Genomic DNA, 11,310 nt, shown 5'->3' with positions numbered 1-11,310 from the left:
GTCGCCGCCGATCGGCGGGCGGGCGGGCGGGCGGGCGGCGGAGGGATCAGCGGCCGGGGCGGGGCGAGGGGCCGGGCCGAGGTCGGCGTGCACCCGATCGGGGATAACAGGGGCGGCACGCCCTGCGTGCCCTCACCCCCTGGGACCGGATAGGGCTCGGCGGACCGGCCGGACGGTACCGCCGCGGTGGGCCCGGCCTGGTCGGCCGGTTCCTGAACGGACATGGGGTTGCCTCCGAGTGGAGTCGAGGTGGGTCGCCATCACGGGCGACGCGCTGAGATGACGATAAGTTCGCACACGCGCCTCCGCATGCCGTCCATCTCTCCGACGGAGGCGGAAGTCGTGGGACGGGCCGCCCCACATGCTTCCCCAGCTGCCAACTCGTGCTGGCACCACCTCGCTCGGCACGTGCTGGTACGCAGCGAAGACGGGTGCCTGCGCCAGTGCGCCGAGGGGGGCCGAATCGCCACCCTGGTGCCATGACGACGACGACACCACACGCTGCCACTGCCACCATCGAGGCCATCGGCCTGACCCGCGCCTACGGCGGCAAGACCGTCGTGACGGACATGAGTTTCGGCGTGCTGCCGGGGCGGGTCACCGGCTTCCTCGGTCCCAACGGCGCCGGCAAGTCGACCACGCTGCGCCTGCTCCTTGGCCTGGAGCGCCCCGACGCGGGCCACGCGCTGATCAACGGCCGGCCATACCCCGAGCTCACCGACCCGATGTCGCAGGTGGGCGCGATGCTCGACGCACGCTCCTTCCACCAGGGCCGTAGCGCCCGCAACCACCTACGGGCCCTCGCGCTGGCCCAGGGCCTGTCGGCCGACCGCGTCGAGGCGGTCCTCGACCTGGTCGGGCTGCGGGAGGTGAGCCGGCAGCGGGCGGGCGGCTTCTCGCTCGGCATGGCCCAGCGCCTGGGTATCGCCGCGGCGCTGCTCGGCGACCCGGCGATCGTCATCCTCGACGAGCCGGTCAACGGGCTCGACCCGGAGGGCATCCTCTGGATCCGCACCCTGATGAAACGGCTCGCCGCCGAGGGGCGGACCGTCCTGGTCTCCTCGCACCTGATGAACGAGATGGCCGTCACGGCCGACCACCTGCTGGTCATCGGCCGGGGCAGGCTCCTCGCCGACTGTCCCACTGCCGAGTTCATCCGCCGCTACACCGATCCGGCCCTCTACCTGGCCACGCCCGAGGTCGCCCGGCCGGCGCTGCTCGAAGAGGCCTTCATGCGGCTCACCGCGGGCAGCGTGGAGTACGCCGCCCGCTGAACGCGGCCGCGTCCGGGCGCTGTCCGCCTCGACACCCACCTTCCCCTGGCCTCCCATCACTTCCCCACCCACCTCCTGCCCCGAGGAGCCGTCGTGCGCACCGCAGCCATCCAGCCGCCCGCCACCGCCCCCGTCCACGCCGACCCCCGAGTCCCCTGCGGCCACCGCGGCCACCGCCCGGGCTTCCGCGACCTGTTGCGCAGTGAGAGGAGCAAATTGGCCACCCTGAGGTCGACCTGGTGGTCCCTCGGTGTCATGGTCCTGCTCTCTCTGGTCTTCACGGTGGTGGCCACCAGCACCGTCACCGGGCAGTGGAGCACGATGAACGCCGCCGACCGTGCCGCCTTCCAGCACGACACGATCGGCCTGATTCTCCAACCACCGGCACAGATCGCCCAGTTGGCCATCTGCGTGCTCGGCGCACTGCTGATGGCCTCCGAGTTCTCGACCGGCATGATCCGGGCCACCACGCTGGCCACCCCGCGCCGGACCCCGGTCCTGATGGCCAAGGCGACGGTCTTCGCCCTGCTGGTCTTCCTGCTCGCGGAAGCCGTCGCCTGGCCGGCGGTCCTCATCGGCTCCTCGATCACCCGGGCTCATGCGTCCGTCGGCATCGGCGATCCGGCCACCGTCCGCGCCGCGCTCTCCTTCGGCCTCTACATGAGCCTGACGGGTCTGGTCGCGCTCGCCGTCGGCACCCTGATCCGCCACCCGGCCGCGGCGATCGCCGTGCTGGCGGGTCTGCAGTTCGTCCTTCCGGTAGCGCTCAGTCAGGTCAGCGGAAGTGTCGGCGAGCACCTCGCAGGAGCGCTGCCGGCGGGAGCCGTCGCCATGCTCGGCAGTGGCCACGACGCCGGTGCCGCGTACTCACCGGTGGAGAGCTTCCTGATACTCCTCGCCTGGGCCGCGGCGTTGCTGACGGTCGCAGGCACCTCGTTCAAGAAGCGCAATCTGTGAGGTCACGATGAGTCAGACTGTCCGGATGGATCCGGGGCCCCTGCTACGAGAACACCTGAGTGCGCGTTCCTGGCGGGAGCGGCTCTACTCGCTGCTCAGCCTGCCGCTGGCCGCACTGGGGCTCGCCGCCGTGGTCATCACCTTCCTCTTCAGTCTGCTTTCCGCCGGTCTGCTCTTCCTGCCGATGCTGGCGCTCATGCTGCGCGTCGACCGGGCACTGGGCTCGCTGTACCGCTGGCTGGCCCGTGTCCTGTTGAACCTGCGGATCGTCGCACCGCCCAAGCCGCCACGCTCGCCGGGCCTGGCCGGGTTCATGGGGCGCCAACTGGGGGACACCGCCGCCTGGCAGGTCTGCGCCTACCTGCTGATCCGTGTCCCGCTCGGCTTCGTGCAGTTCGCGCTCGGGTTCGGCTGGTGGGCCTACAGCGTCCTGTTCCTCTGCTACCCGCTGCTCTGGAAGGTGGAGCCGCAGCACGAGGTGGACGCCGCCGGCGTCTCGCACACCTTCGGAATCCAGATCGCCGGTTTCTACTTCGACAGCTGGCCGCGGGCCCTACTGGTCAGTGCGGCGGGTCTGCTGCTCGTGCTCCTCTCCCCCTGGCCCGCTCGACTGCCGCTGATCGCCGACCGCTACCTGATGCCCCGCCTGCTGGGCCCGAGCACCTCCTCCCTGCGCCTGGCGCAGCTCGCCGAGACCAGGGCGCACGCGATCAACGAGGCGGCGGCGACGCTGCGCCGGATCGAGCGCGACCTGCACGACGGAGCCCAGGCCCGCCTGGTGGCCCTGGGCATGCAACTGGGCCGGGTGGAGCGGCAACTGGCCCGGGGGAACCTCGACCAGGCGCAGGCGCTGGTGAAGACGTCACGCCAGGAGACGAAGGAGATCATCGGCGAGCTGCGCGAACTGGTGAGCGGCATCCATCCGCCCGCCCTGGACGCGGGTCTGGGCGCAGCCCTGACCACCCTGGCCGCGAGATCCGCGATACCCACCAAGGTCTGGGTGGACCTCCCCAACCGGCCACCGGCCGCGGTCGAGACCATGCTCTACTTCGCGGCGGCCGAGCTGCTGGCGAACGCGGGCAAGCACAGTGAGGCCGAGCGCGTCACGCTCTCCCTGCGATCAACGCGGGGACGGCTGCAGTTGATGGTGATCGACAACGGTCGGGGCGGTGTCCGCCTGGACGCTGCCGGCAGCGGGCTGCGCGGGCTGGCCGAGCGGGTCCGGACGGCGGACGGAACCCTGCGGGCCACCAGTCCGGTCGGTGGCCCCACCGCCATCTCCATCGAGCTGCCGGAGCCGGTGTGAGAAGTCGGGCCGGGGCCCCGGGTGCAGAGGGCGAGCTGCGATCATCTGACGGTCGAACACATCGCCTCAGGAGTGGAGTGAGTCAGAGGATGCGCGTGGTAGTCGCCGAGGACACCGCGATTCTGCGGGCCGGACTGGTCCAGCTCCTGGAGGAGGAGGGGCACGAGGTCCTGGCGGCCGTGGCCGACGCGGAACAGCTCCGGGTCGCCGTGCTCGACCATCGCCCGGATCTCGTCGTCTCCGACATCCGGATGCCGCCGACCCACACGGACGAGGGACTGCGGGCCGCGATCGAGCTGCGGGCGGCCAACCCCGGGCTGGGGGTGCTGATCTTCTCTCAGTACGTCGAGGCCCAGTACGTCAGCCGCCTGCTGGCGGGCGGGTCGGCCGGGGTGGGCTACCTGCTGAAGGAGCGGGTCCTCGACGCGCAGGACTTCATCGACGCCATGGAACGGGTGGCGGCCGGCGGCACAGCCCTGGACCCGGAGGTGGTGAACCAGCTGATGGGCGCGAGCCCCACCCGCCGCACGGTCGCCGAACTCAGTCCGCGGGAGCGGGAGGTACTGGGGCTCATGGCGGAGGGACGCTCCAACGCCGCCATCGCGACGGGGCTGGTGGTGACCGAACGCGCCGTGGAGAAGCACGTGGCCAACATCTTCCTCAAACTGGACCTGCCCGTCTCGGCCGCCGACCACCGCAGGGTGCTGGCCGTCCTGCGGTACCTGGGCGCCTGACGCCACGACACGGACCGACCGGGGAAGGACGCGGGCGGCGGGGTCCTGCTCGGACAGCCGCACGTGCGGAGCACGGGCAGCACCTCATGGTCATAAAATGCGACAAAACGGATACCTGCCCCCGAAGCCCCGTAGACTGTCAGCGTCGCAACAAGATCTGTGACTGTTCTCCGAGGCGCGCCGGGAAGTCTGGTCGGCATGCACCACAGGTGCATCCGCATGCCGTTCTCGTGCCCAGGAGGTCTCCCGCGTGGCCAGCCCGCCGCCCACCGAGCCGCCCGCAAAGCCGTCAGCCGAGCCCTCGTCCACACCTGCGCCTCCCCCTGACTCCCCTCCTACCGCTGCCTCCGCTCCAACCGCTGCCTCTGCTCCTGCTCCTGAGCCCGGGCGCCGCCAGTTCCTGGGCCGGCTCTCATGGCCCGAGCGCAGGTTCCTGGCGGATGCGCTGCGCACCGAAACCGTCGGCGGCATCCTCCTCCTGCTGGCCGCGGTCATGGCACTCATCTGGGCCAACGCCTGGCCGCAGTCGTACCAGGAGGTGCTCCACCACACCATCGGACCGTCCGGCCCGCTGCACCTGGACCTCTCGCTGGAGGCCTGGGCGAAGGACGGCCTGCTGACCGTCTTCTTCTTCGTCGCCGGCATCGAGCTCAAGCGCGAGTTCGTCGCCGGCGAGCTGCGCACCCCCAGTGCGGCCGCCCTGCCGGTGGTCGCGGCCCTCTGCGGCGTGGCGCTGCCCGCGATCGTCTTCGCGGTGGTCAACAGCGGGGCGGGCGGCCACCCCGGCGGCTGGGCCATCCCGACCGCCACCGACATCGCCTTCGCGCTCGGGGTGCTGGCCGTGGTGAGCAGCCATCTCCCCTCCGCGCTCCGGGCGTTCCTGCTGACCCTGGCCGTGGTGGACGACCTGATCGCGATCCTGATCATCGCGATCTTCTACAGCTCGGGCATCAAGTTCTGGGCCCTGGGGCTCTCGCTGGCCGGTCTGGTGCTGTTCTGGTTCCTGCACCGGCGCGGGGTGCACGGCTGGTACCTCTTCGTCCCGCTGGCCCTGGTCATCTGGGCCCTGATGCACGAGAGCGGTGTGCACGCCACGGTCGCCGGCGTGGCGATGGGCCTGCTGCTGCGCTGCCACCGGGAACCGGGCGAGGACGTCTCGCCGGGCGAGCACATCGAGCATCTGGTCCGGCCGCTGTCGGCCGGGGTCGCGGTGCCGCTCTTCGCGCTCTTCGCGGCCGGCGTGACGATCTCGCCCTCGGCCCTCGCCGACGTCTTCACACAGGCGATGCCGCTGGGCATCGTGCTGGGTCTGCTGCTCGGGAAGAGCATCGGGATCTTCGGCGGCACCTGGCTGGCCGCACGGTTCACCCGGGCCGAGCTGAACCCCCAGCTCACCTGGGCCGACCTGTTCGCGGTGTCCACCCTGGCGGGCATCGGGTTCACGGTGTCCCTGCTGATCAGCGAGCTGGCCTTCCCGAAGGACGCCGTGCTGGCCGATCGCGCGAAGGCGGCGGTGCTGGTCGGTTCGCTGCTCTGCGCACTGGTGGCGACCGTGCTGCTGAAGCTCCGCAACCGGCACTACCGGCAGCTCTGCGAGGAGGAGGACCGCGACAGCGACGGCGACGGGATCCCCGACATCTACGAGCAGGACGACCCCGGCTGGTCCGCCCAGCGGCTCCGGGAGGAGCGGGCATGATGAGATGGGACACACCGTCAGCTGATCCGCCCCGCGGCGGGCAGGGCCCAGGAGCCGGTGGTGGCACGGGCGGTGCGACGGGTGACACACCGTCGGGCCTGGGTGGCCCGAAGTGGTGCCCGACTGGCCAGTAGGGGCATGATCTGAGCTGTCCGGAATCTCAGCAGAGGAGAAGACCAGATGTCCGCAGGAACCGCAGGCCCGTCCGGCAGCTCCCGCACCCCCTACGAGGGCGAGCGCTCGGTCGGGCAGCTGTTCGCCGCGGCCACCGCCGATCTCTCGGCTCTGGTGCACGACGAGATCGCCCTCGCGAAGGCCGAGATCCGGCAGGACGTCAAGCGCGGGGTGGCGGGCAGCGTCTCGGGCATCGTGGCCGGGGTGGTGCTGCTGGCGTCAGTCCCGATGTTCAGCTTCGCGCTGGCCTACCTGGTGCACTACTTCGGTCTCCCGCTCGGCGGCTCCTTCGCGGTGGTCGGTGGCGCGTACGTGCTGGTGGCGGTGGTCCTGGGGCTGCTGGCCTGGCGCTCCTTCAAGAAGATCGAGCCCCCGCGCCGCACCATCGAGGGCGCCCAGGCGACCGCGGACGTGCTGAAGAACGCCCGTCCGCGACCGGCCACCGCCGCCGAGCTCGAGGCCCTGGAGCGCTGACCCTCCGCCGCTGCCGCCACCACGGGGCCGCCCCGCCGGCACCGGGCCGCCGACCACCGTTCACCCGGTGGACGGCGTCGCCGACCGGGCACGGTGCCAGCCGCGCGTGGCGGATCCGTCGCTGCCGGTACGAGTGCCGGGGCCGAAAACCCGGCCGGGATGTGAAACGCTCTCCGTATGCCGCCCGACCAGACACCCGTTCCGCCTGTGACCACCAGCTCGTACCCGGCTTCGAGCCCCGAGGCGGCCCCGCGTGGCACCGCACCCCTGAGCACCCCGGGCGGCACCCCGGGCGGCAGTGAGGGCGGGGCTCTCGGCCGGGCCACGGCGGCCTCCTCCGGGGCGACCTCGACGGGCGTGCGGGTGGCCGGCTGGAACGTCCGCACCGCCGGGCCCTGGACGCACCGCGACGTGGCCGCCAACGGCGCTCGCTTCCACATCGCCGAGCAGGGTGAGGGACCGCTGGTCCTGCTGGTGCACGGCTGGCCGCAGTACTGGTGGGCCTGGCGCCACCAGATGGCCGCACTGGCCGCCGCGGGCTTCCGCGCCGTCGCCCTGGACCTGCGCGGCATGGGCGGCAGCGACCGCACCCCGCGCGGCTACGACCCCACCAACCTCGCACTCGACATCACCGGCGTGATCCGCTCGCTGGGCGAGCACAGCGCCCACCTGGTCGGGCACGACGTCGGCGGTTCGCTGGCCTGGGTGGCCGCGGTGATGCGGCCCTCGGTGATCCGGAGCCTGACGGTGGTCTCCGCTGCCCACCCGCGGCACCTGCGCCGCGCGCTGCTGAAGGACCGGCGCCAGATGGCCGCCTTCGACCACGTCCTGGGTTTCCAGCGTCCCTGGATACCGGAGCGCCGACTGGTCGCGGACGACGCCGGACAGATCGCCCGCTACCTCGCCGAGTGGACCGGCCCCAACCGGTTGAGCGCCGAGGCGGTGGAGAACTACCGCAACGCGATGCGGATCCCCAGCACCGCGCACTGCTCGATCGAGCCCTACCGCTGGCTGGTCCGCTCGATGGCCCGCCCGGACGGCATCCAGTTCGCCCGCCGGATGAAGAAGCCGGTGACCGCGCCGACGCTGCACATCCAGGGTGCGGCCGACCCCGTCCTGCTCTCCCGCACCGCGCTCGGTGCCGGTGAGTACGTGGAGGCGCCCTACCGGTGGCGGCTGCTGCCGGGCGTGGGGCACTTCCCGCACGAGGAGGTGCCGGAGCAGTTCAGCGCCGAACTGGTCGGCTGGGTCCAGGAGCACAAGCGGTAGCGCGGACGGTCGCAGGGGCCGCGATGCGGACCGCGGCAGGTGTGGCGGTGAGGGCGGTCCTGCGGCCGCCCTGTTCACCTGTTACCGGCCCTGGGGCCACCTGCGGGCCAACTCGCCTGATGTGACGAGCGGTTCCTATGACATTGGCATAGGCCATTTCGCCCAGACCAGGGTGATTACCCCAGCTGAAGCACGGGCATCCATCCTCCATGACCTGGATGCCCGATCGCTCCGCCGCTGCCCGCGGACGCCGTGTCAGCCGAAGCCCGCAGACTCCCCCGCACCAGAGCGACTGGCCGCTCGACCCCCAGCACGCGGCCACCGAACCGCACCCGCTGGGCATCCCGCGCATCCTGGGCCGGCGCGCCCGGTGGGTGGGCGCACGACTGCGGCGCGAGGCCTGAGCCCCGCGCCGCTCGAAACCCGTGCCGCTCGAAACCCCGCACCGCCAACGAGGCTGACGGTGCGGTGCCCCGGATCAACCGAGGACGGTCGGCTCCAGGGCCGTGAACCAGAGCAGGGCGAAGGTCGCCACCGTCATGATCGGGACCAGCACCTTGGTCTCCATGTCGTTGCCGCTGCGCTTGATCAGCACGATCTCGTACCGCTCCTTGTGCGGCCACAGGAGCGGTGCGCCCTTCTTGGTCAGGCAGTCGCCCAACAGGTGGGCCAGCGTGCCGAGGGCCACCGCGTACGGCAGCCAGCCCGGGGCGGACGGCATCCACTTGTTCATCACCGCGGTGCCCACCACGGCCAGGCCGATGATGGTCAGCCAGGCGGTCACGCCGTCACCCGGCGGGTGGATCCGCAGCGCCTTGATCGCCAGGGCCAGCAGGACGAACGCCAGGCCGATGGTGAAGTAGCGCCCCGCGTAGGTCACCCCCGCCCAGGTGCCGGCACCCATCAGGGCCACGAAGAGCAGCGAGTGGGTGGCGTGCCGGTGGCCGCCCGAGGCCCAGGCCACGAAGCGGCAGAAGACCTTGGAGATCGGGCCGAGGAAGTTGGCGATCGTCCCGTCATGGTGGTCCAGGTCGGGCAGCAGGGCCGCGCCCGCGCACAGGACGGTGCCCAACAGGATGTCGGGGGCCTGCAGGGTGGTGTGCAGCAGGAGCGGCGGAAGGAAGGGCGCGGAGGCCGCGTACAGCATCGCGCCGCTGATCGCGTGCGAGTGACCCATCATGGCCCGTACTCCTTCATGGCGGTCCTGACCTCCCGTTCGACCCCCCGGGACGGCGCTGCTTGAGCCGAACGGGTGAGCGCCGACGACGCTATCAGGAGGAACTGACGGACCGCCGGGGACCGGCCGCACCGGACACCCCGTCAGGACGCCGAAAGGACAGGGTCAGAGCGCGCAGCCCTCGGTGTCCACCTGGGAGCTGGCCGTGGCGCCGTCGGTCGCGTCCGGCTTCACCTCGGCGGCGGTCAACACGTACCCCGTGTCGGCGCTGTCCAGGGACTTGGCGAAGACCACCCCGTAGACCTCGCCGTCCGGGGTCAGCAGCGGGCCTCCGCTGTTGCCCTGGCGCACCAGCGAGCGGATCGAGTAGACGTCCCGGACCACCTGGCCGCGGTGGTAGATGTCCGGCCCGTTGGCCTGGATCTGGCCGCGGATGCGGGCGGGCTGGACGTTGAAGGCGCCGTTCTCGGGGAAGCCCGCCACGATGGCGCTGTCGTTGGTGCGGGCCTCGCCGGCGAAGTTCAACGGCGGCGCGGTGAGCTTCGGCACCTCCAGGATGGCGATGTCGCGCTGCCAGTCGTAGCGCACCACGGTGGCGTCGTAGAGCTGGCCGGTGCCGCCGATCTGCACGGTCGGCTCGTCGACGCCGCCGACCACGTGGGCGTTGGTCATCACCCGGTGCGGGGCGAAGACGAAGCCGCTGCCCTCCAGGGTCTTGCCGCAGGAGGTCGCCGTGCCGACCACCTTCACCAGGCTCTGCCGGGCCTTGGCCAGCGCGGGGCTGCCGGCCAGCGCCGGGTCCGGCGGCTCGACCTCGGTGATCGGCTCGTGCTCGAAGGGGTTGAAGACCTGCGGGAAGCCGTTCTGCGAGAGCACCTTGCTGAAGTCGGAGAACCAGTTCGGCGCGTCGGCCGGCAGCGCCTGCTGCACCCCGCCGAGCACCTTGGAGGTGCGGACCTGCTTGGAGACCGTCGGCATCGAGGTCCCGGCCAGCGCCGAGCCGATCAGCCAGGCGACCAGCAGCATCGACAGGACGTTCACCACCGAGCCGCCGAAGGCGTCGATCGCCTTCGCCGGGCTGCCGCCGATCCGCCCGCGCAGCTTCCAGCCGAGCTGGGTCGTGATCGCCTGGCCGACCGCGGCGAAGACGATCACCACGATCACGGCCACCACCGACGCGGTGGTGCCCGCACTGAGGTGGTTGAGCAGCAGCGGCAGCAGCTCCACCGCGATCAGCCCACCGCTGAGGAAGCCCAGCACGGAGAGGATGCCCACCACGAAGCCCTGCCGGTACCCGGACACGGCGAACCCGATCGCGGCGGCGAGCAGCAGCAGATCCAGCACGTTCACCCTGCCACCCTCCCATGGACCCGACACCGCTCGGCAGCGGACCCGGTAAGCCCGCTCGAGCCCGAAGCCGCTCTCAGCTGCCCGGGAGGGCGACGATACGCGAGGTGTCCCAGGGCAGCTCCAGTCCGCTGTGGTGCAGCAGCCGGTCGATCACCCCGGCCGTGAACCCCCACACCACCCGGCCCGCCACCTCGAAGGCCGGGCCGGCGAAGCCCGAGGGGTGCCGGAAGCGGCCGCGGTGCGCCGGGTCGGCCAGCACCGCCAACGGGACCCGGAAGACCGCCCCGGTCTCGCCCGGGTCCACCGGGGCCACCGGCGACTCGCGGCGCCACCAGCCGAGCACCGGGGTCACCACGAAGTCGCTGACCGGGATGTAGAGCGCCGGCAGGGTGGCGAAGACCTGGACCCCGCTCGGGTCCAGACCGGTCTCCTCCTCGGCCTCGCGCAGCGCGGCCGCCACCGGTCCGGCGCCCTGCGGGTCGCCGTCCACCGAGTCCAGCGTGCCGCCGGGGAAGGAGACCTGACCGGCGTGCGAGCGCAGTGCGTGCGAGCGCTCGGTGAGCAGCAGGTCGGGCCCCGCCTCCCCCTCGCCGAAGAGCAGCAGGACCGCGGAGTGGCGCCCGCCCTCGGGGGGCGGCAGGAACCTGCTGAGCTGCTCCGGGAGCACCGACTCGGCCGCCTCCCGCACCGGCAGCAGCCAGTCGGGCAGGCCGTCGCGAACGATCACCGCCAGCTCCCCACCGCTCTTCACGCGGCCCCTCCCTGCTCCGTGACCGGCGAGCCGGCCGCAACCGGCCCCTCGGCATCCGTCCCCGCCGGTGTGCCGGCCCCCGCGGCCGCCCGGCCCGGGTAGTGGGCCGGCGGGCGCAGCCGCGCGGCGGGGTGGCGCCCCCCCTCCT

General features: G+C 72.1%; 11 protein-coding genes. 8 read left to right on the top strand and 3 right to left on the bottom strand.

The genetic code is table 11. The features are described from left to right. Positions 1-479: 479 nt before the first annotated feature. The 8 genes from ABD323_RS24325 to ABD323_RS24290 all read left to right on the top strand — a co-directional run bounded on the left by ABD323_RS24325 (position 480) and on the right by ABD323_RS24290 (position 8,288). Positions 480-1,274 (top strand): ABC transporter ATP-binding protein, encoded by a 795-nt coding sequence (locus ABD323_RS24325; protein WP_344444048.1) that lies wholly within the window; start codon positions 480-482, stop codon positions 1,272-1,274. Positions 1,275-1,367: 93 nt separating this feature from the next. Next, on the top strand, positions 1,368-2,231 hold the full coding sequence (locus ABD323_RS24320; RefSeq protein WP_344444047.1) for an ABC transporter permease: 864 nt from the start codon (positions 1,368-1,370) through the stop codon (positions 2,229-2,231). Positions 2,232-2,256: 25 nt separating this feature from the next. After that, positions 2,257-3,537, top strand: a complete 1,281-nt coding sequence (locus tag ABD323_RS24315) for a sensor histidine kinase (RefSeq protein ID WP_344444046.1) — start codon at positions 2,257-2,259, stop codon at positions 3,535-3,537. An 89-nt stretch (positions 3,538-3,626) separates the two neighbouring features. Next, a complete protein-coding gene (locus ABD323_RS24310) occupies positions 3,627-4,271 on the top strand; it encodes a response regulator (RefSeq protein ID WP_344444045.1) in 645 nt (214 codons plus the stop codon). A gap of 493 nt (positions 4,272-4,764) precedes the next feature. Further along, on the top strand, positions 4,765-5,967 hold the full coding sequence (gene nhaA / locus ABD323_RS24305) for a Na+/H+ antiporter NhaA (RefSeq protein ID WP_425556135.1): 1,203 nt from the start codon (positions 4,765-4,767) through the stop codon (positions 5,965-5,967). Between the two features lie 180 nt (positions 5,968-6,147). Next, positions 6,148-6,615, top strand: coding sequence for a phage holin family protein (locus tag ABD323_RS24300; protein ID WP_344444044.1), 468 nt, complete (start codon positions 6,148-6,150; stop codon positions 6,613-6,615). Positions 6,616-6,822: 207 nt separating this feature from the next. Continuing rightward, entirely contained in the window at positions 6,823-7,884 is a 1,062-nt protein-coding gene (locus ABD323_RS24295) for an alpha/beta fold hydrolase (protein ID WP_425556134.1), read from the top strand. A gap of 218 nt (positions 7,885-8,102) precedes the next feature. After that, complete coding sequence (locus ABD323_RS24290) at positions 8,103-8,288, top strand: hypothetical protein (protein ID WP_344444043.1); 186 nt, start codon at positions 8,103-8,105, stop codon at positions 8,286-8,288. A 74-nt stretch (positions 8,289-8,362) separates the two neighbouring features. On the opposite strand, the gene ABD323_RS24285 is transcribed toward ABD323_RS24290, so the two are convergent. The 3 genes from ABD323_RS24285 to ABD323_RS24275 all read right to left on the bottom strand — a co-directional run bounded on the left by ABD323_RS24285 (position 8,363) and on the right by ABD323_RS24275 (position 11,162). Next, positions 8,363-9,064, bottom strand: a complete 702-nt coding sequence (locus ABD323_RS24285; protein ID WP_344444042.1) for a metal-dependent hydrolase — start codon at positions 9,062-9,064, stop codon at positions 8,363-8,365. 162 nt (positions 9,065-9,226) lie between these two features. After that, complete coding sequence (locus ABD323_RS24280) at positions 9,227-10,411, bottom strand: MarP family serine protease (RefSeq protein ID WP_344444041.1); 1,185 nt, start codon at positions 10,409-10,411, stop codon at positions 9,227-9,229. Between the two features lie 73 nt (positions 10,412-10,484). Beyond that, positions 10,485-11,162, bottom strand: a complete 678-nt coding sequence (locus tag ABD323_RS24275) for an NUDIX hydrolase (RefSeq protein WP_344444040.1) — start codon at positions 11,160-11,162, stop codon at positions 10,485-10,487. Between the last annotated feature and the right edge of the window lie 148 nt (positions 11,163-11,310).

Origin of the sequence: Kitasatospora nipponensis (genome assembly GCF_039528135.1) — a bacterium.
Lineage (GTDB): Bacteria > Actinomycetota > Actinomycetes > Streptomycetales > Streptomycetaceae > Kitasatospora > Kitasatospora nipponensis.
The sequence above is the reverse complement of the archived record's forward strand: the minus strand, read 5'-3'. Positions and strand labels throughout refer to the sequence as shown.

Excerpts from the sequence above, each read along its gene's own strand:
- ABD323_RS24325 (WP_344444048.1), top strand. The coding sequence starts at position 480 with ATGACGACGACGACACCACACGCTGCCACTGCCACCATCGAGGCCATC.
- ABD323_RS24315 (WP_344444046.1), top strand. The coding sequence starts at position 2,257 with ATGGATCCGGGGCCCCTGCTACGAGAACACCTGAGTGCGCGTTCCTGG.
- ABD323_RS24310 (WP_344444045.1), top strand. The coding sequence starts at position 3,627 with ATGCGCGTGGTAGTCGCCGAGGACACCGCGATTCTGCGGGCCGGACTG.
- nhaA (WP_425556135.1), top strand. The coding sequence starts at position 4,765 with ATGGCACTCATCTGGGCCAACGCCTGGCCGCAGTCGTACCAGGAGGTG.
- ABD323_RS24300 (WP_344444044.1), top strand. The coding sequence starts at position 6,148 with ATGTCCGCAGGAACCGCAGGCCCGTCCGGCAGCTCCCGCACCCCCTAC.
- ABD323_RS24290 (WP_344444043.1), top strand. The coding sequence starts at position 8,103 with ATGCCCGATCGCTCCGCCGCTGCCCGCGGACGCCGTGTCAGCCGAAGC.
- ABD323_RS24285 (WP_344444042.1), bottom strand. The coding sequence starts at position 9,064 with ATGATGGGTCACTCGCACGCGATCAGCGGCGCGATGCTGTACGCGGCC.